Source organism: Phycisphaerales bacterium, from assembly GCA_035627955.1.
Classification (GTDB): Bacteria; Planctomycetota; Phycisphaerae; order Phycisphaerales; family UBA1924; genus JAEYTB01.
In genome coordinates this window covers 59,830-79,001 of the sequence record DASPKU010000001.1, presented here as the reverse complement: position 1 = coordinate 79,001, position 19,172 = coordinate 59,830, and the positions used below count along the sequence as shown (strand labels likewise).

The window sequence follows — 19,172 nt, the reverse complement described above, 5'->3', positions numbered from 1 at the left end:
GGTCAGTCCTTCCGCCGCTTGCGGCGGGCGGCGATCAGGCCGGCCAGGCCCAGGAGCGCGGCCGCGCCGGGCGCGGGCACCGGGCGGGTCCAGAGCAGGGCCTCATTGCGGAGCGTGGTGGCGCTGAAGCCGTAGCCCGTGACATACACGGTGGCACCGTCACTCCAGACGCCCTCGGCGCGGGTGTAGAACCAGGAGCCCGGGAGCGCCAGCGAGAGGTCCTCCCATGATGCGGCCGTGCCATTCCACAGGCTGGCGTGGGCGGCGCCGGCGATGGAGGCATAGCCCACCTGGTACACGCCGTCGGTGCCGCTGGCCTGAGAGTCGGAGGCTGTGGCGGGGTGGAGGTCAAGCCAGGATGCGGCGGAGCCACTCCACAGGCCGGCGCGGTTCTGGCCGCCAATGCTCGCGAAGCCCACCTGCTGCCCCCCGGACACGCCGTAAGCGTGGGACGTGGTCGCGCCGACAGGGGAGAGGTCCACCCATGAGGCCGCCGTGCCGCTCCACAGGCTGGCGCGCTCCACGCCCGAAATGGACGCGTAGCCCACCTGCTGGGTCCCGGAGGTGCCGCGCGCGGAAGAACTCGAGGCGTCGATGGGGTTGAGGTCAACCCAGGATGCCGCGGTGCCGCTCCAGAGCCCGGCGTGGTGCTGTCCGCCGAAGAAGCGGGCAGAGCCCACCTGCTGCGCGCCCGACGTGGCGGTCGCGGCGGAATCGATGGAGCCGGCGGGGCTGAGGTCAACCCAGGACGCGGCGGTGCCGCTCCACAGGCTGGCGCGGCTTTGCAGACCGCCAAAGGTCGCGTAACCAACCTGCTGATTGCCGAAGGCGCCGTGCGCCTGCGAGGCGTGGGCGCCGGCGGGGTGGAGGTCAACCCAGGAAGCGGCCGTGCCGTTCCATAGCCCGGCATGGGGGGCCGCGCCGAAGGCGGCGGAGCCCGCCTGCTGCGGCCCCGCTGCGGCGCGGGCGTGCGCCTCGCTCGCACCCGCGGGGGTCAGGAAGGTCACGGTCCACTGGGCGTGGGACGGGACCGCGCACCCGAGTACGCAACCGATCGCGGCGAGTGCTGCCGCCCTGGCGCGGAACGGGCCAGCATGCTTGGTCATGTCGGACATGGCTCCCTCTCCGCCGGCCTTCCGGCCGGCTCGCTGTCGCACCGCTGAAGCCCCGCGCGCACAGACACGGGAGCTCTCCACCGGGACCCTACCCGGGACGGCACCGCCTTGTCAATGGAAAGTACGGGAAGAGGGGCAAGCGCAGCCGCTGCGGCCATGCTCGGGCGTCATGCATGCCGCGTCCGCTTGGCGAGTTCCACGCGCACGAACTCGGGCAGGTACGCGGGCGTGCAGTTCCTGGGCACCAGGTCGTCCTTGTAGAGCCCGAGCTTCTCACCGAGCTTGAGCACGCGGGGGCGGAACTTCTCCTCGTGCAGCGCGATCCAGCACGCGCAGAAGTTCATCCCCCACTGCACCTCGGGCTCGGCCTTGCCCATCGTCTTCTCGAGCTCGGCCACCAGCGCCTCGGTGTTGGCGGGCGGGTTCTTGAGGGCCTGGCCCGTCCAGCGGAGGCGGGCCTGGTGGTACCAGAAGAGGCGCCGCAGCGTGGGCGACTTCGCGTCCTGCCACCCCTCGACCAGCGCGGTCAGCGTGGCGTCCTTCATCAGCTGGTTGGCGAGCAGCCACTCGGAGATGTTGTTGCGCTCGGAGTTTTCGTGCGAGCGCAGGTCGGCGGCGAGCCTGTCGATCGCCTCTTGCGTGAGCAGCTTCTTGTCGAAGATCAGCGTTGCCAGGAGCCGCGCGTGGAACAACCCCGTGCCCCATAGCTCCATGGCCAGCGCGTGGTCCTTCTTGATCTCCGCGCCGAGCTTCTTGATGTCGCCCATCTTTGTGGCGGGCTTGTCGAGCTGGGCTGCGAGCTTCTGCGCCTTCGTCATAGTGGCCATCGCGCTGACTCCTCGTCACCGACTGCCGAGAGCCGATCTTTCCACCACAGAGACACAGAGGGGCACGGAGGTTGCGCAGAGAAAGGCGATCAGAAGTGAATCGGATCAGCTCGAGAGTCTCTCACTCATTCCATTGACCTGCTTCTTCTTCAAACCCGCCTTCGGCCTTCCTCTATGCGCCTCTGTGCCCCTCTGTGTCTCGGTGGTGGATGCGTTTCTGCCTCAGTCCGGGATCGAGGGCTCAACGAGGTTGGCGAGCTAGTTGAGCGACTCCTGCCAGCCGAGGTAGCACATCTCCGCGGGGATGGCGGGCGGGATGCCGGCCTGCACGATCTCGACATCGGTCCCGCACATGACCTCGCGGAGGGTCACCGTGACCTGCATCTCGCCCATCATCGAAGGCTCGGTGGTGTCGAACTTGTCCGTGTACCGGATGCGCTCGTGTGGCGTGAGCTCCGTGTACGTGCCGCCGAACTTGTGCGAGTTGCCCGTCGAGAAGTTCGTGAACGACATCGAGTACCGGCCGCCGACCTTCTGGTCGTCGCTGTGCATCCGCCCGGTGAAGCCGTGCGGCGGCAGCCACTTCTCGCGGGCCGCGCCGTCGAGGAACGCGCGGTACACCCGCTCGCGCGGGGCCTTGAACACTCGGTGCAGACGGACGGTCCCGGTTCCCATCATCAACTCCTTTGCCTTCCTCTGTGCCTCTGTGTCTTTGTGGCTAGTCTTTGCCTTTCGGGCACGTGTCGATCATCTGCTGGATGTGCCGCGCGAAGTCGTCGTGCATGAACTTCATCGCGGGCGAGTTCCACATGACCTTGAAACTCTCCTCGGCCACGATCTCGTGCATCCGCATCTGCCAGGACTGGAAGTAGTCATCGCCGATCTGGCCCTGCCGCCAGCTGAACCACACCATCTCGTACACGCTGAGCTGCATGAGGTTAAAGTAGTAGGAGCGGATGCCCCGCTCGCGGGTCTCGCCGGTCAGCCCCGCCGCCCACACCATGTCGCGCGGGTAGACCTCGGCCAGCGAGGGCTCGCGCACGCGCATCTCGCGCAGGTGCATCTGCATCTCCACCAGCTTGGTGAAGTTCGCGACGTACTGCACCTGACGCTGCTTCCTGAACTGCACGGCCGTGTAGATCAGCGATCCCGCGATGGCGGACGCGGAGAGGGCCTGCAGCAGGACCTGGAGTTCCGGGAGCGAGAGGGCAAGGGCCGTGGTCGCGGGCATGGGGCCGAAGCGTACCCGGCCCGATCAGCGGCGGCGGCGCGTCGCGAGCAGACCGCCGGCGGCGAGCACAACGCACACACCCGGCGCGGGCACCGTGTCCACCATCAGGTTGTCAAAGAGGACCGGGCCGAAGTTGGGGTTGTCGGGGTGGTTGGAGTTGTTGTCAAGGTCGAAGACCACGCGCGTGAAGGGCGTGGCCAGCGGCACCTGCAGCCGCACGGGCAGCCAGACCCGCGCGGGGTCCACGGCGTAGCTCACCGAGCCCACGAGCGTCGCGCCGTTGTACGCGCGGACGGTGAGCGGGCCCTGCCCGGTGAAGCCGACGGACTCGAAGGCGTCGATCGTGAGCAGCACCTGCGGCTGGCTGAAGGTCATCTGGAAGTCGGCCAGCCAGCCAGCGAGGTTGGCGTGGGCCATGATGCCCCAGCCGCTCCCGGGTGCGGTGAGCGACCATGCCTGCATCATGCGGCCGTCATTGTGCACGCCGACCTGGGGCGATGTGAAGCTGAGGTCGGTGAGGCCGCGGGCGGCGTAGAAGTTGGCGGGGATGCCGGCGTTGGCGGGGAGGGTCGAGAGATCATCGAAGTCAAACAGGGTGGCATCGGCTGCCGACGGCGCGGCCGCAAACGCAAGACCCAGAATGCAGGCAATGGGCGTGACGGTCATACGCATGAGGGCAGCCTAGCAGGCTGGGGAGAGGCCGCACAAGCCGATTTGCTGGAAGAAGGGCTCGTGCGTCGTTATTCGACCACGATCGGCGCACGCGCCAGCACCTTGTTGCCCTGCCCGGTCATGTACCGCACCTCGGCCTCGCCCGCCTTCGCGGGCGCCTTGACGGTCAGGGGCGAGCCCTTCTTGGTCTCCGTGTACGCGGCGTACTGGCCGTCGGGCGTGCCCTTGGTGACGATCGTGATGTAGTCGCCGGTGTTGTTGGGGCCGGTCCACGTGATGCTGACCTCTGCGCCGGCATTGGCCCGTTCTGGCGCGGAGAGCGTCACCTCCGCGGGCGTGATCTCGATGGTGCGGCGCGAGAGGACGCGCCGGCCCTGACCGGTCATGTAGCGGAGCTCGGCCGCGCCCTTCATGATCGGCGTCAGCAGCTTCAGCGGCGAGCCCTTGCTCGTCTCGGTGTAGTTGGCGTACTGGCCGTCGGGGGTGCCGGACGCGACGATCGTGATGTAGTCGCCCTTGTTGTTGGGGCCTGTCCAGGTCACGTCGATGGTCGTGCCCGCGATGGCACGCTCGGGCGCGGTGATCGTCACCGCGGCCTCGATGACCTTGATCGCGCGCCGGGCGAGCACCTTCTTCGCCTGGCCGGTCACGTAGCGCACCTCGAACTCGCCGGCCTTCACGGGCGCGGTGAGCGACGCGGGCGAGCCCTTGGACGTTTCCGCGTACGACGCGTACTCGGCGTCGGGAGCCCCGGTCGGCACGATGGTCACGAAGTCGCCGGTGTTGTTCGGCCCGGCCCAGGTAACGCTGAACGGGGCGCCGATGCCGACCTCCGCCGGTGCTTCGAGCATTGCACCGGCCGCGAGCACCTCGATCGAGGCGCGGGCGAGCACGGTCTTACTCTGGCCGGTGACGTAGCGGACCTCGTACTTGCCCGGTTCGATCGGCGCGGTGAGTTCGAGCGAGGGGCCGTGCTGGGTTTCCTTGTAACTGGCGTAGGCCGCGGGCGCGGCGGTCGCGGCGACGATGGTGACAAAGTCGCCCCTGTTGTTGGGCCCGGTCCACGAGGCGGTGAACGCCGAACCAGCGGGGACCTGCGCCGGGGCCTGCACCGTGGCCGCGCTCAGCACCTCAGCCGGAGCTGCGGCGGGAGCGGGCATGTCGGGTGCCTTCCCGGGCGGATTGTTTGTGCCAGTCACAGGTGCGGGCACCGGCTGCGTGACCGGCTTCTGCCCGCGGCAGCGCACCAGCAGGAGCAGGATGATCGCAATCGCGATAAGCGCGACCACGATGAGGACATTGCGGCGGTTGTTGAACGATCCGGGAGCGTTGGCCATGGGGCGGATTATTGCGGCCCCGCACGCGCCGGTACCATGCCGAGATGGGCCGTCGCATCAATCTTCCACAGCGACGCTCAGCGCTCCCCCGACGCGTGTCATGGGTGCCGGGGGTCGGCGGCTGGCCCAGGCCGGGCGACCTGCGACGCGTCCACATCACGATCGCCTGGATTGCCGCGGCCATAGTCGGCCTGATTCTGCTGTACTCCCGTGGAGAGTTGTGGCGTGACTGGCGAAACTGGCGGGGCGCGACGTTCTCAACCACGATGGCGCGCGTCCGCAACGTCACCATCAGTCCAGTCTGGATCGCTGGCCGGGGCGGGCGTCCTCGCGAGGATACCGAAGTACACGGCGTGTTTGAGTTCGAGGTCGAGGGCCGCACCTACAGCGGCACCGAGTTCGGACGCGGCGGCGGGCGCGTGCCGTCGTTCAAGGCGCGGCAGCTCAAGAGCGACCTGAACCGTGTCGGGCTCGTGCAGGTCTGGTATGAGGTGCAGGACCCTTCCGAGTGCTACGCCGACCTCGGTTACCGTGGGCCCCACGACCCGTACCAATCCGGAAGCTCTGATCTTGCGCTGCTGTGCGTGTCTGCATGCCTGGGCGCGCTCCTGTGGGCGACCTACCCGCTCCATCTCGTCGCTCATCGGCGCAGACGCCGGCGGCTCGGGCTGCTGAAGCCCGAATGATCGCATGGTGAGCGGCCGCCGGAGCGCAGTGTCATGTACCTCGGCAGCATTGCGGCAATCAGCACGGTCTTCATGAGGTAGCAAAGTCGCTGGCACGCGGTATGGTCCAAGAAGGATGCGGGTTGCCGCGGCGATTCTGTGTTGTTCGCCGCTTTCATCACTTCAAGTTGAGGACCATCCATGAGCCACACTCCTTCTCCCTCGCGGCGTGAACTGCTCGCCACCCTGGGCACCGTCGGCGCGACTGTTGGCGCCGGCCTCGCGCTCGGCGCATGCGCCGCCCCACAGACCAAGACCGGCCGCACGGACACGAACAACAAGGCCATCGCGCAGCCGGACATGCTCGACGACGAGATCTTCAACTTCGCCCTCAACCTCGAGTACATGGAGGCGGAGTACTACACGCGCGGGGCGTACGGGCAGGGCATCCAGGAACGGGGCGCTCCGATTGGGCGTAAGCCGGGCGAAGTGAACGGCGGGCGCAAGGTGCGGTTCAGCAATGAGACGCACCAGGCGTACGCCGAGGAGCTGGCGTTCAACGAGGCGGCGCACGTGCGGTTTTACCACCGCATCCTGCGCGGGCAGGCCGTGGACCGGCCGGAAATCGACTTTGTCGGTGGGATGAGCGCGGTGTTCGCGGCCGCGGGGATCGTCTCCCCCGGCACCCGCGTCGATCCCTTCGAGGACGAGATGCTGTTCTACCTCGGCGGCATGCTCTTCGAGGACACGGGGATCACTGCGTACCGCGGGGCGTCGGCGTTCATCACCGACCGCACGCTGCTGGGCAACGCCGCGGGCGTGCTGGCGGTGGAGGCGTACCACATGGGAATGGTGCGTGCCCTGCTGTACAACATGGGCAGCGAGGCCCGCGAGTACGCCAACAAGATCTCGGAGCTGCGCGACCGGCTCGATGGACCCGAGGACCTGGACCAGGGCATCGAGGTTGAGGGCAAGCCGAACATCGTGCCGTGCGACAGCTACGGCGTGGCGTTCGCCCGCAAGCCACGGCAGGTGGCGAACATCGTGTTTGGGAAGCCGGGGGCGAACGCGGGCGGGTTCTACCCGCGGGGGCTGAGCGGTGGGTATGACGCGCTGATGGCGCTGTGAGAGACGCAGGCGGGGCCTGCCCCCAATTGCGGACCTTACCACTTTCCACCAATTACGCACCCCGGAGCGACAAACCCCTTGTGCGCCGCGCCCGCGCGCGTTAGAACGTTGGCGCGTGCCGCGGGCGGTGTTCGCCCGCGGGCAGTTGGTCCTGCGGTGAGTCGTGCAGCCGCGTCAAAGGAGATCTGGTGATGCGCAAGCTCGTTCAGGTCGGGAAAGTGGCGGTGGTGGCCGGGTTGCTGGCGGCGGTGGGCGTGGGTGTGTCAACGGCTTCGGCGGCGCGTCCGCCGCGTCCGCCGGTCAACCCCTGCCTGTGCATCGACGTGTACATGCCGGTGCTGTGCCCCAATGGCGTGGTGTACTCGAACTCGTGCTACGCCGGGTGCGCGGGGCAGACGAACTGCGTGCCGCTGTACGACCCGCCGGTCGAGGAGCTCTGATCCGACCTGTGGTTTGATGCTGAACTTGAGGCGGCCGGTCCGGAAGGGCCGGCCGCTTGGTTTTGTTCTCGCCGAGTGATTTCTCGCGGAGACGCGGGGTCGCGGAGGGAGAGGAGCTGATGGACACGAGTAGTGGGACACGTCGGTTTCCCTTCTTCACGGCTGTGCTGCTGGTAGCGTGCGTCGGGCTGGCGGTGCTCGTCGTGGTGCTGTCTCGACAGAACAGGGAGTTGCGGGCGGAGCTCGCGGCGGCGGAGCATGCGGCGCAGCGGGGGGCCGGCCAGGGAGGGCCGGAGGTGCTGAAGGCGGGCGATCGGGTGGCGGCGCTCACGGCCGTCGATAGCGCGGGGCGGGAGGTGCAGGTCCCACTGGACGCGCCGGGGCGGCGGCTGGTCATGATCGGGTCATCCCAGTGCACGTCGTGCGCGACGGCGAAGCCGTTCTGGGTCGAGCTGAGCGCGGCTGCGGTGGCGGGCAATGTGAGCACGGTTTGCCTGATGACGGACGGCAAGGCCGACAGCGGGGCGGAGGCGGAGCTGTCGATGCCCGTGCTGGGGGTGCGGGAGTTCCCGCAGTCATCGATCGGGCGGATTCCGGGCGTGCCGCTGGTGCTGCTGGTGCGGGATGGGGTGGTTGAGCGGGTTTGGCCGGGCCCGTTTGATGTACGCGGGCGCGATGAGGTCCGGGCTGCCCTGCAGTCCGGGGGCGGGTGAGAGCAGCCCCGACGGCAGCCCCTTGGCGGGCGACACAACCGGCCCTCCAGACAACTCACAACGGCGGACGGGCGTTTGCGGTCACGGAAGGAGTTGCGTAACCTGTAAACCCAATTCTACTGGAGGAGAATCGCCTTGCCGTACACCACGCTCGACCTTCCCGCCAAGCTCAAAGTCATCATCCAGAAGGCCGTGGCCGACATTGAGAAGGCCAAGAAGCAGATGGGCGGCGCCCGCGCCGTCCCTGGCATTCAGTCCAAGTGCAAGGCCGACTGCGAGAAAGAGATCGCGCGGATGATGGACATCTACTTCAAGGAGGAGGAGGACTACGTCAAGCAGGTGGGCGAGCTGCACGCCGCGAGCAAGGACCTGGTCAAGAAGATCGAGGCGGGCGGGCCCAAGGCCACCCTGGTGAAGCTGGCGGAGGAGGTCGATGGGAACCACAAGAAGCTGCTGAAGCTCCAGTCCGACCTGCAGGCGCACCAGGGGTTCCGGGCCTCGTGCTGGCCCGACACCAAGACGGCTCCCGCCGCCCTGGGCGCGGACGTTGCAAAGGCCGTGGAAGCGCAGTTCGTGAAGGACCGCGCCCCGATGATCGCCAAGGTCGCGGCGTTGAAGGACCAGAAGGTCAAGATCGAGGAGTTCGTCAAGCGCGCGTGGGACCTGGCCGAGGCGGGCAGCAGCGGCGCGGGCGTGGGCGAGGCCGCCGACACCAAGCTGATGGCTAAGGAGATCGCGGCCCGCGAGGACGAGTTCAAAAAGATGACCGAGGAGGTCAAGACCCGGAAGACCCAGCTGGACACCATGCAGAAGTTCGTGGTGGGCATGAACACGAAGAAGATGACCAAGCCGCTGGCCGACATCGAGTTCAAGCGCTCGACCGACTATGTGAAGCAGACCAAGGCCGTGCGGGCGCAGGTCAAGACGCTGCTGGTGGCGCTGGACAGCCTGAAGAAGCGGCTGGGCCCGGCGATCAGCGACCCCAAGATCAAGCCGCTGCTCGCCAGCCTGGAGAAGCACTACGCGTACTGCGACAAAGAGATCTCCGCCCTGGAGGCCACGCAGACGGCGTATGACAAGAAGATCCTGGAGGCGAAGAAGCAGTTCGCCTGAGTGGTTGAATAGGTGCTGATTCCGAGGGCTCCCGCGCGGGCGGGGGCCCTTGTTTTTGTTGGTGGATGGGGGGCCGTGCGAAAATCGCTCTATTTGCGCACGGCACGATCCGGTATGCTCCAGCCCATGCTGCGGGTCGCACACGTGATCGAGCGGGCGGAGGCGGGGGCGGGCGGCACGGCGACGGCGCTGCTGAGCATCCTCGACGCGCTCGCGACCTTGGACGGGCGGGTGGAGTCCACCAGCTACTTCCCGCGTCCAAAGGAGGACGACGTGGTGTGGGCGCGGATCAAACGCGACCCTCAGCGCTACGTGCTGGCGGAGTCCGTCGGACGGATCGTGCGGCCGGGGAACCTGGGGCTGCGCGTCGCGGCCGACCTGCACGCTGGCAAGGTGGATGTGGTGCACCTGCACGGCCTTTGGTCGCCGGACCTGGTGCACGCGGCACGCACGGCCCAACGGCTCGGCATCGCCACGCTCTGGCAGAGCCACGGCATGCTGCTGCACGCCGCCATGGACTACAAGAAGCTCAAGAAGCAGGTGTTCCTGCGGCTGGGGCTGGGGCGGGCGCTGCGGCGGGCGAGCGGGTTCATCACCGAGACGGTTGATGGGCTGCACAACTCGGCGTACCCCGCATCGATCCCGATGGAGCGGCGGTTCCTGGTGGGCTACCCGATCATCCTGCCGGAGGCGATCCCCGATCGGACCGCGCTGCGACCCGTGGGGCGCACGAGGTTCGGCATCCCTGACGACGCGTTCACGTTCGCGTTCCTGGGGCGGCTGCACCCGATCAAGCGCGTGGACATGACCATCGAGGCGTTCGCGCGGGCGGCGGCGAACGACCAGCGGTTCCGGCTGCTGCTGCTGGGGACGGGAGAAGTCGGCTATGTCGGGAAGCTCAAGCGGCGGGCGGAGGCGCTGAAGGTCGCGGACCGAGTGGTGTTCGCGGGCTGGATCAGCAACGAGGAGAAACTGCAGGGGCTCGCGGCGTCGGACGCGTTCGTGCTCAACTCGCGCCTTGAGAGCTTCGGGTACGTGCTCTTCGAGGCGATCAGCCGCGGCACGCCGCCGGTGGTCACCGAGAACCTGTCACTCGCCGGCGAGCTGACGCGCGAAGGCGCGGCGGTGCGGACACGGAACTCGGTGGAGGGCTTGGCGGAAGGGCTGCGGCAGATGGCGGAGCACAGCGCGGGTGAGCGGGAGGCGATGGCCCAGCGGGGCTTCGCGTGGGCGAAGGAGGAGTACGACCCCGCGCGGATCGGGCTGCTGCTGGAAGAGACCTACGCGGCGGTGTGCGGGCGCGGCGGCAGGCCGGACGGGGCGATCAGGCATGACGCGGCACGCCGAACCGCTCCGGCGATGCGGTGAACGCTGCAACCCCCTCGTCGTAGATCGGCGGGGTGCCCAGGTCGTACCAGGCGCCCTCGTGGGTGTGGACCTGCACGAGGCCGCGGGACTCCATGACTCGGTGCACGAGCTCGGGCATGTCGAGGCGCTCGCCGTCGGAAATGAGGGCGAGGGCGCGGGGGCCGATCATGTAAACGCCGGCGGCGCCGGTATAGCGGTGCTCCAGGCCTTCGTGCCATCCGGTGAGGCGGCCGTCGGGGTTGGATTCGAGCACGCCGAACTGGAGGCGCCGGGTGTGCACGACGCCGAGGACGGTGATGTCGGCCGCGCGGGCGTGGTGGCGGGCGATCAAATCAGCGAAGCGGGCGTCGGTGAGGACGTCGCAGTTGATCACAAGCACGCCATGCGGCGCGGCGTCAAGCAGTGCGAGAGCGCCGGCGGTGCCCAGGGGCGAGGTCTCCTCGACGAAGCGGACGGGGAGCGGCAGCGTCCGGCCGCCGCAGTAGGCGCGGATGACGGGGGCGAGACGGCCGAGGGAGATGACGAGGTCGCGGCAGCCGGCCTGGTGAAGTTGTGAGGCGAGGATGTCGAGCAGGATCGTGTTGCCAACGGGGAGCAGGGCCTTGGGCATTGCCTCGGTGAAGGGGTGCATCCGGTGGCCCTTGCCGCCGGCCATGATCATGGCGATAGGTGGCGGAGGGGTCATGCGCGGGCCTCGCGGGTCTTCTTGAAGTACTCGTAGACGCGCCGGAGGCCCTCGGCGAAAGGGACCTGAGCGCGCCAGCCGAGGTCGCGAGCCGCGGCGGAGCTGTCGCCGATAAGGGTCCAGACCTCCTCGGTGCCGCGGACGCGGTCGGCCTCGGTGATGACGCGAAGAGGGCGGCCGCGCAGCTCGATGACGCGGTCGACGACCTCCTGGATGGCGTGAGTGCGCCCGGTGGCGAGGTTGAAGACGCGGCCTTCGACGCCGGTTCGCGTGGCCGCGGCGATAAGGCCGTCAACGGTGTCCTCGACGAACATGAAGTCTCGCCGCGCGTTGGTGTTGCCGAGGTGGAGCTCCTCACCGGTGATCGCCTGGTTGATGATCCAGGGGATGACGGCGCGGTTGGACTGTCGCGGGCCGAAGGTGTTGAAAAGGCGGACCACCACCGTGCCCAGGCGGTACGAGTGGTAGTAGGACTCGGCGAGCTTCTCCTTGCCGATCTTGCTCGCCGCATAGGGAGACTTGGCCATCAGCGGCGAGGTTTCGGTGAGTGGCTCGGGCGAGCCGCCGTAAACCTCTGCGGAAGACGTGACGACGATGCGCTGCACGCCCTGCACCCGGGCGGCCTCCAGCATGTTGTACGTGCCGGTGACGTTGGTCTGGAGGAAGAGCGATGGGGACTTGAGCGAGTGGGCGACGTCGACCTGCGCGGCAAGGTGGAACAGAGTGTCGCATTCCTCGGTGATGGCGCGGGCGTCGGAGGGGTCGAGGATGTCGGCTCGGATGACGCGGAGGTTGCGGTGCGGGCCGACGTGGGCGAGGTTGCCCGAATCGGTGCGGGAGTTGGGGCGGGCGGCGGCGGTGACGGAGTGGCCTTCGGCGAGAAGCTTGGAGATCAGGTGGCTGCCGATGAAGCCGGAGGCGCCCGTAACGGCAACAGCCCCGAGGTCGCGGGCAGGTGCAGATTGGACCGACATGGCGAGCCCCCTCATGCGCGGCCACTGCGGCGGGAGGGGGCCGCTGGTCACGCGGGGTCCACGATAGAGATTTGGCAGGATTCTGCAAGTGGAAAGGCGTTGAACGCGAAGGGCCCGAAGGGGAAGCGAAGTCGCGAAGGAGCGTGGGTGCGCAAGAAATGACAGCAGGGAAGGCTGGATTGGGCCCGGGATGCCGTGGTATAACCGAGTGCAGCTCGCTTTGGAAGCAAGCAGGAGGATCAGGATGCAACGTGCTGTTGCGCTTGTGGTCGGAGCACTCGCGGTCGTTTGTGGCACGCAAGCACAGGCCGACTACGTCATTGTCTCGTGGCACCAGGGGCGGACGTTCCGGGTGAACGAAACGACCGGAGCGATCACGCACGAGTGGTTCCTACCCGATGGCGGCGGGGCGAACAACATCGCGCGGTCGCCGGTGACGGGCGAGGTGTGGGTGACGAGCTACCAAAACGGGCGGGCGGACAGGCTGTACAGGCTGGACCCGCTGAAGGGGTTTGCGCCCGAGTACGTGCAGCTGAATGTCGAGAATGTGCGGGCGTTGGCGTTCGATGGCGAGGGCGTGCTGTACGCGGCCGTCCACGTGACCAACACGTACCACCGCACGATCCACGTAGTGAATAGCGCGAACGGGCACTGCCAGCAGATCGCGCAGATCAACAGCACGCCGCTGCAGGGCATGACGTTCATGCCCGACGGTTCGGTGCTGGGGGTGTCGGTGAACGGGTCGGTGGGCACGTCGGCGCTGCACCGGATACAGCGGAGCACGTGGAGCGTGGCACAGCAGGTGCCGGTGACGCAGACACCGATGTACCTCCAGGACGTGGGCCTGCGTCCCGATGGGACAGCAATCGTGGTAGGGTCAGGCTCACCGGCCAATACCGGCGACACCGTGTGGACGGTCAACACGTCGACAGGGGTGCTGGGGCCATTCACGCCTGGTGTGACGTACGCGGGCGATTACCGCGGCATTGCCTGGGTGCCGCCGCCCCCACCGCCGTGCGGGAGTTCGGATTACAACGGCGACGGCGACGCCGCGACGGACCAGGACATCGAGGCGTTCTTCGCGTGCATGGGCGGGCACTGCTGCGAAGGGTGCCTGGTGGACTTCAACGGCGACGGCGACGATGCGACGGATCAGGACATCGAGGCGTTCTTCCGCGTCATCGGCGGCGGGACCTGCTGAGGGGTCGCGCGAGCAATGAAAACTCCTTCATGACGCGGGCGGTTTTTTCACCCGGCACTACACTGCGGTTCCCCTGACCCGGGGCTGCGGAGAGTGTGTGCGCTGGGGTGAAGGAGCCGCGTGGGGATGAAGTTTCACAGTGCGGCGGTGCTGATGGTGCTCGCGAGTGTTGCGGCGGGGGTGACGCCGTGCGCGCTGGGGCAGCAGGCGATCACGCCCACGCGTGAGAAGGAGATCGACCCGCAGCGGGCGGCGCAACTGTCGATCGAAGAGCTCATGGGCATGGAGGTCACGAGCGTGGCGGGGGTGGAGCAGCAGGTGCTGACCACGCCCGCGGCCATCACCGTGATCGACGAGGATGAGGTGCGGCGGACCGGGCATCGATGGGTTGCGGAGGCCTTGCGGCTCGCGCCGGGGGTGTACGTCGGGCAGAGCAACACGTCGTCGTGGTCGGTGGGGCCGCGGGGGTTCAGCGGTGGGCTGGCGAACAAGACGCTTGTGTTGATGGACGGTCGGCGGGTGTACGACCCGATCCAGGCGGGGACTTTCTGGGATGTGCAGGACGTGCTGCTGGAGGACCTGGACCGGATCGAGGTGATCCGCGGGCCGGGGGCGACGCTGTTCGGGGCCAACGCGATCAACGGCGTGATCAACATCGTCAACAAGAGCACGGCGGACACGCAGGGCGTGTTCCTGGAGGCGGGTGGGGGGACCTTCGAGCGCGGGTTCGGGAGCGTGCGGTACGGCGGGCGGATCAACGAGAAGGCGACGTACGCGGTGTGGGCGAAGTACTTCAACCGTGCGCCGCTGGAGGCCGCGGGGCCGCTGGACAGCGACAGCGACTTCGACCTGACACACGCGCGGTTCCGGACGGACATCGATGCGGGTGATGACCTCAAGCTGATGTTCGAGGCGGACGCGTACTCGAGCTTTGGGGCGCGAGCGGCGGCGCGGGTGCCGGTGCGGGCGCCCACGGCGACGACCGAGCGGCGGATCTTCGAGAACGACGTGCGGGGCGGGCACGTGCTGGGGCGGGCGGAGCGCTTCACCGGTGACAACGAGGGCTGGAGCGTGCTGGCGTACTACGATCGCACGGAGCGGGCCCTGACGGGTTCGGAGGCGGAGCGGGACTCGGCGGAGATCGACGCGCGGTACCACTTCATGCTGGGCGAGCGGCACGCGCTGGCGACCGGCATCGAGTACTACTTCACGACCGACCGGCTGGTGCCCGGGTCAAGCACGCTGCTGACCCCGGGGTCGCCCGCCGCTGACAGCATGAACACGGTGAGCGCGTTCGTGCAGGACACGATCACGCTGCAGGAGGACCGCTGGTTCGCGATGCTCGGCAGCAAGGTGGAGCACAACGACCTGACGGGCGTCGAGGTGCAGCCGAGCGCGCGGCTGTGGTGGACGCCGACGGACCGCGAGACGGTGTGGGGCGCGGTGTCCAGGGCGGTGCGGACGCCATCGCGTTTCGAGGAGCACGGGTTCATCAACTTCTTCTTCGCGGACCCGGGTGTGCTGGCGGGCGGGCCGCCGACGGGGCAGATCGTGCCGTTTGGCCTGAGCGGGAACCCGAACCTCGATTCGGAGAAGGCGCTGGTGTACGAGCTGGGGTACCGGCGGCGGTTCAGCGACCGCGTGACGCTGGATGTGGCGACGTTCCTCAGCCAGTACGACGACCTGATTTCGATTCCGACGCCCGCGGTAGGCGGGAGCTTCAACAACAACGGCGAGGCGGAGGTGTACGGGGGCGAGGTGGCGGTGGTGTGGCAGGCGGCGGACAACTGGCGGTTGCGCGGGGCGTACAGCTACGCCGAGGTGAACGTCAGCGGGCCGGTGTCGCTGAGCGATGAAGGGAACACGCCGCACAACATGGCGCAGCTGCAGTCGTTCCTGGACATCACCGAAAACCTGGAGCTCAACGCCGCGGCGTACTTCGTTGATCGGGTCGAGAGCCAGGGCGCGAGCAGCTATACGCGGGTGGACATCGGGCTGACGTGGCGGGTGACGCCGAACTTCGACGTGTCGATCTGGGGGCAGAACCTGCTGGAGCCCAGGCACAACGAGTTCTCGTCGCTCCAGGTGGAGCGGTCGGCGTACGTGGTGGCGACGCTTCGTTTTTAGATGGGCAAGGAGGCTGTCAGGCCGTGAATCTGGGGAACTGCCGAGGGCTGCTGCTGATTGGGCTGTGCGGGATCGCGGCGGTGCTCGCGGTCTGCCCGGCAAGCGCCCAGCAGGGCAGCCGCGAGGCGGAGCAGCGGGAGGCAGCGCGGGTCGCCGCCATCAAGGCCGGGATGGTGGTGAACTTTCTGCGGTACACGACCTGGCCTTCGGGGTCCTTCAAGGACGCTGAGGACAGGAAGGCGCCGATCGTGGTGACGCTGGCGGGCGACACGGGGTTTGCGAGTGCGCTCGCAGACGCGGTGCGCGGAGTGACGATCGGCGGGCGGGAGATCGAACTGCGGCAGGTGAGCTACCCCACGGCGCGGCGCGATGAGACGGCCCCCCGTCAGGAGGACATCGACGCGTACTACGCGAGCCTGCGCGGGTCGCACGCGGTGTTCTTCGGGCGCTCGGAGTCGACGCGGGTCACTGAGAGCCTTCGCAAGCTGGAGGGGGCGGATGTCCTCACAATGAGCGACCTCGGGGGCTTCGCCGAGGCGGGCGGGATGCTGGGGATGGTGGTCCGCGAGAAGCGGGTCGCGATCGATGCCAACGAGGACGCGGTGAAGGCGACGGCGCTGAAGCTGAGCTCGCGCTTGCTGAAGCTGGCACGGATCGTGCGGTCCCCGGCACGGGAAGAGGACAGCCGCCCGCGCGACGATGGCGGGAAGGAGGGCTCACGGTGAGCACTTCCCGTTCCTTCGCGGCGCGATTGACGTGGCTGATGACGGCGCTCACCGCCGCGGCACTGGTGCTGGTGACGGTGGCGCACGTGACGCTGGAGTTCCGTCGGGTGCGCGGGCGGGCGGTGGAATCAGTGAGCGCGACGGCGCGGGTGCTCGCGGCGGACCTCGCGGCAGCGCTGGACTTTGACGACCCCAAGGCAGCGACGGACACGCTCGGGACGTTGGGGGCGGTAGAGGAGTATGTGCGCGCGGAGGTCAGTCGGGCGTCGGATCACGGGGCGCCGTTCGCGGTGTTCGAGCGTGAACCTGCGTCGGGGGCGGGGTCGCTCGGGACGGATGTGCGGACAGGGATTGAGGGACGCTGGCTGCGGATTGTGCAGCCCGTCGTGCGGGATGACGAGCAGACTGGCGAGTTGCGCCTTCTGTATGACTTTGGGCCGCTCCGTCGGCGGCTGCTCATCGACGTGGCGGTAACGGTGGGCGTAGCGCTGGTGCTGATGGGGCTCGCCTACGCCGGGGCCCGAGCCGTGCAGCGGGCATTGCTGCGGCCAGTCCGGGAGCTGTCGGATGCGGCCGCGGCGCTAGCCGCCCGCGAGGACTATTCGATTCGGGCGCGGAAGGTCTCGGAGGATGAACTCGGTTCGCTAACGGACGTGTTCAACACGATGGTCGAGCGGCTAGGCGAGGCCGAGGCGCTGCGTCGGAACCACCGCGAGATGCTGGAGCAGGAGGTGACGCGCCGGACGCGCGAAGCGCTGGAGGCGCAGGCCCGGCTGCGGCAATCGGAACGGATGGCGAGCCTGGGTACTCTTTCCGCAGGGCTGGGGCACGACATCGGGAACCTGCTGATGCCGCTGCGGGCGCACCTGCACTCGATCCGTGCGCGCGTGAACGCACGGGAGGACGACCCGGACTTCGCGGCCATTTCGCGGGCGTCGGAGTACCTGCAGAACCTCAGCACTAGTTTGCGTATGTTGGCGCAAGACCCCGCGCGGATCGTGGAGGGTTCGCCGACAGAGCTGCGCGGCTGGTGGCGGGAGATGGAGCCCATCCTGCGGCCGATGCTGGGCCGTGGGATCCTGCTGGAGGGCGTTGTGCCCGAGGGGTTGCCGGCCGTGAGGCTCTCCAAACCACTGCTGATGCAGGCGGTGTTCAACCTGGTGCAGAACGCGGGCCAGGCGCTCGCGCCCGAAGGATCGCCGATCATGCCGAGGGCGAGCATTCGTGTGGAGGCCCGCGCGATCGGCGAGGTCATCGAACTGAGCGTGGCGGACAACGGGCCGGGCATGGACCAGGTGGTGCAGCAGCGGTGTCTTGAGCCGTACTTCACCACCAAGACCCGTCGGATCTCGTCGGGGCTGGGGCTACCGCTGGTCAAGGGAATCGTCGAGGGGGTTGGCGGTGAGCTGAAACTCGAATCGAAGATCGGTGAGGGGAGCCGGTTCACGCTGGTGCTGCCCGTCGCGGAGGCGGTCAAGGTGGAGCGGACGCGGGCGGTGGTGACGGTGAGAGAGCCGCGCCGGCGGGCGCTCATCTCTCACGTGCTCACCGGGCTGAACTGCGCGGTGGACGCGCCGGCGGCGGCCGGGGTCGATCACGGCCTGTGGGTGACGGATGTGCTGGGCGAGGTGCCGGCGGAGTGGACGGGCAGCGTCGTGCTGCTGGGTCAGCCGCCGGAAAACACGCGCGGCGGCGGTAGAATCACGGTGGTTGACCCGGCGACACCGCTGCCCGAACTGCGTGTGCGGCTGCAGTCAGTGCTCCAAGGTGTGAACGCATGAGCTCAATGAACGTCCTGCCGACCAGCGGCGCGAAAGCCCGGGTGTTCTGCGCGGACGACAACCCGCTGGTGAGCGATGCGCTGCGGCTCTTCGTGCTGCGCTCGGGGGAGTTCGACTGGGCAGGGTGCGTGCCTGACGCCGATCAACTGTGTGCCAATGTGCGCGCCATGGGTTGCCCGGAGATCGTCCTGCTGGACATCGACATGCCAGGCATGGACCCCTTCACGGCCATCTCGCAGGTCGCGGCGTGCTGCCCTGAGACGCGCGTGCTGATGTACAGCGGCATGGTGCGGCGGGACCTCATCGACCGCGCGATCGAGGCGGGCGCATGGGGGTATGTCTCCAAGGGTGACGGCGAGCAGGCGCTGTTCGAGGCGATGCGCACGGCGTTGGACGGGCAGATCGCGATGAGCCCCGAGGTGCGTGCGGTCGCCGGGTTGTAGTCGCACACACCGAAAGCTGCGCCGAGGCGCGAAAGCAGCCGGGGCTGATGGTCGATAACTCTCATATGGACCCGCACGAACAGCCCCCCGCGTCCTCTGGTGGAGATGGCAGCCAGCAGCCTCAGCCCGGCGGAGCCCGCGAGCCCGACTGGCTGGACGCGCTGCCGGAGCGGGCAACCTATAAGGCGCAGTGGATGGCGACGCGTTTGCCGGCGGAACAGGCCGCGTGGCTCGCGGAACTGCGGCGGGTCATGGGCGAGTTTCCCAACGCCGAGGACTTTATCCGCCACGCCCAGGAGCTCATGCGTGCGACGCAGGTGAAGATGGATGCGGACGTTCGCGCTGCCCATACGGGCGAGCAGCTGGAAGCGACGGCCTCGACGCTGCTCGACGCGGTGATGAGCGGGGAGGAGGAACTGCCAGAGCACCCCTGGCAACGAGCGATGATGCTCCTGTTCCTGACCAGCACTTCCCACAAGTTCGCCTACCTGCGCGAGCGGATGTCGGAGGAGGACGTGCAGGCGTTCCTCGACAGGCACATCGGGGAGCTGTTCAGGCTGGGGCGTGAGGAAGAAGGCGAGAGCTTCGAGGGAGGCGGAGGGGAGTAGCCGTACCACAAGGTATGAG

General features: G+C 68.1%; 20 protein-coding genes. 12 read left to right on the top strand and 8 right to left on the bottom strand.

The genetic code is table 11. The features are described from left to right. Nucleotides 1-2: 2 nt before the first annotated feature. The 6 genes from VD997_00355 to VD997_00330 all read right to left on the bottom strand — a co-directional run bounded on the left by VD997_00355 (nucleotide 3) and on the right by VD997_00330 (nucleotide 5,182). Nucleotides 3-1,115 (bottom strand): hypothetical protein, encoded by a 1,113-nt coding sequence (locus VD997_00355; protein ID HYE60419.1) that lies wholly within the window; start codon nucleotides 1,113-1,115, stop codon nucleotides 3-5. Between the two features lie 167 nt (nucleotides 1,116-1,282). Continuing rightward, nucleotides 1,283-1,942 carry a hypothetical protein gene (locus VD997_00350; GenBank protein ID HYE60418.1) on the bottom strand — a complete coding sequence of 220 codons (660 nt, stop codon included), beginning with the start codon at nucleotides 1,940-1,942 and terminating at the stop codon, nucleotides 1,283-1,285. A 258-nt stretch (nucleotides 1,943-2,200) separates the two neighbouring features. Further along, nucleotides 2,201-2,617, bottom strand: coding sequence for an SRPBCC family protein (locus tag VD997_00345; GenBank protein ID HYE60417.1), 417 nt, complete (start codon nucleotides 2,615-2,617; stop codon nucleotides 2,201-2,203). A 43-nt stretch (nucleotides 2,618-2,660) separates the two neighbouring features. After that, nucleotides 2,661-3,173 (bottom strand): hypothetical protein, encoded by a 513-nt coding sequence (locus VD997_00340; protein ID HYE60416.1) that lies wholly within the window; start codon nucleotides 3,171-3,173, stop codon nucleotides 2,661-2,663. Between the two features lie 24 nt (nucleotides 3,174-3,197). Further along, nucleotides 3,198-3,845: a hypothetical protein gene (locus tag VD997_00335; GenBank protein ID HYE60415.1), complete on the bottom strand. Its 648-nt coding sequence runs from the start codon at nucleotides 3,843-3,845 to the stop codon at nucleotides 3,198-3,200. Nucleotides 3,846-3,913: 68 nt separating this feature from the next. Then, nucleotides 3,914-5,182, bottom strand: a complete 1,269-nt coding sequence (locus VD997_00330; protein HYE60414.1) for a hypothetical protein — start codon at nucleotides 5,180-5,182, stop codon at nucleotides 3,914-3,916. Nucleotides 5,183-5,226: 44 nt separating this feature from the next. Here VD997_00330 and VD997_00325 point away from each other — a divergent pair, with 44 nt between their 5' ends. From VD997_00325 to VD997_00300, 6 genes are all read left to right on the top strand, one after another. Further along, nucleotides 5,227-5,868: a hypothetical protein gene (locus tag VD997_00325; protein ID HYE60413.1), complete on the top strand. Its 642-nt coding sequence runs from the start codon at nucleotides 5,227-5,229 to the stop codon at nucleotides 5,866-5,868. Between the two features lie 180 nt (nucleotides 5,869-6,048). Then, nucleotides 6,049-6,975, top strand: coding sequence for a ferritin-like domain-containing protein (locus VD997_00320; GenBank protein HYE60412.1), 927 nt, complete (start codon nucleotides 6,049-6,051; stop codon nucleotides 6,973-6,975). 191 nt (nucleotides 6,976-7,166) lie between these two features. Beyond that, entirely contained in the window at nucleotides 7,167-7,415 is a 249-nt protein-coding gene (locus tag VD997_00315; GenBank protein HYE60411.1) for a hypothetical protein, read from the top strand. Nucleotides 7,416-7,534: 119 nt separating this feature from the next. Beyond that, the gene (locus VD997_00310) at nucleotides 7,535-8,128 is read left to right on the top strand and encodes a hypothetical protein (GenBank protein ID HYE60410.1); all 594 of its coding nucleotides are present in this window, start codon (nucleotides 7,535-7,537) and stop codon (nucleotides 8,126-8,128) included. A gap of 135 nt (nucleotides 8,129-8,263) precedes the next feature. Next, on the top strand, nucleotides 8,264-9,241 hold the full coding sequence (locus VD997_00305; protein ID HYE60409.1) for a hypothetical protein: 978 nt from the start codon (nucleotides 8,264-8,266) through the stop codon (nucleotides 9,239-9,241). Between the two features lie 126 nt (nucleotides 9,242-9,367). After that, on the top strand, nucleotides 9,368-10,609 hold the full coding sequence (locus VD997_00300; protein ID HYE60408.1) for a glycosyltransferase: 1,242 nt from the start codon (nucleotides 9,368-9,370) through the stop codon (nucleotides 10,607-10,609). On the opposite strand, the gene VD997_00295 is transcribed toward VD997_00300, so the two are convergent. Both VD997_00295 and VD997_00290 read right to left on the bottom strand, forming a co-directional pair. Next, a complete protein-coding gene (locus VD997_00295; GenBank protein ID HYE60407.1) occupies nucleotides 10,566-11,294 on the bottom strand; it encodes a sugar phosphate nucleotidyltransferase in 729 nt (242 codons plus the stop codon). The genes VD997_00300 and VD997_00295 overlap by 44 nt on opposite strands. Next, complete coding sequence (locus VD997_00290) at nucleotides 11,291-12,268, bottom strand: GDP-mannose 4,6-dehydratase (GenBank protein ID HYE60406.1); 978 nt, start codon at nucleotides 12,266-12,268, stop codon at nucleotides 11,291-11,293. The genes VD997_00295 and VD997_00290 overlap by 4 nt, the downstream gene beginning before the upstream one ends. Nucleotides 12,269-12,512: 244 nt before the next feature. On the opposite strand from VD997_00290, the gene VD997_00285 reads away from it, so the two are divergent. The 6 genes from VD997_00285 (at nucleotide 12,513) to VD997_00260 (ending at nucleotide 19,153) form a co-directional block, all read left to right on the top strand. Beyond that, nucleotides 12,513-13,469 (top strand): hypothetical protein, encoded by a 957-nt coding sequence (locus VD997_00285; protein ID HYE60405.1) that lies wholly within the window; start codon nucleotides 12,513-12,515, stop codon nucleotides 13,467-13,469. A 126-nt stretch (nucleotides 13,470-13,595) separates the two neighbouring features. After that, nucleotides 13,596-15,596, top strand: coding sequence for a TonB-dependent receptor (locus VD997_00280; GenBank protein ID HYE60404.1), 2,001 nt, complete (start codon nucleotides 13,596-13,598; stop codon nucleotides 15,594-15,596). 23 nt (nucleotides 15,597-15,619) lie between these two features. After that, nucleotides 15,620-16,321 (top strand): YfiR family protein, encoded by a 702-nt coding sequence (locus VD997_00275; protein ID HYE60403.1) that lies wholly within the window; start codon nucleotides 15,620-15,622, stop codon nucleotides 16,319-16,321. Beyond that, nucleotides 16,318-18,102: an ATP-binding protein gene (locus VD997_00270; protein HYE60402.1), complete on the top strand. Its 1,785-nt coding sequence runs from the start codon at nucleotides 16,318-16,320 to the stop codon at nucleotides 18,100-18,102. The genes VD997_00275 and VD997_00270 overlap by 4 nt, the downstream gene beginning before the upstream one ends. Further along, on the top strand, nucleotides 18,099-18,545 hold the full coding sequence (locus VD997_00265; protein ID HYE60401.1) for a response regulator transcription factor: 447 nt from the start codon (nucleotides 18,099-18,101) through the stop codon (nucleotides 18,543-18,545). The genes VD997_00270 and VD997_00265 overlap by 4 nt, the downstream gene beginning before the upstream one ends. A 65-nt stretch (nucleotides 18,546-18,610) precedes the next feature. After that, on the top strand, nucleotides 18,611-19,153 hold the full coding sequence (locus tag VD997_00260; protein HYE60400.1) for a hypothetical protein: 543 nt from the start codon (nucleotides 18,611-18,613) through the stop codon (nucleotides 19,151-19,153). Nucleotides 19,154-19,172: the final 19 nt, after the last annotated feature.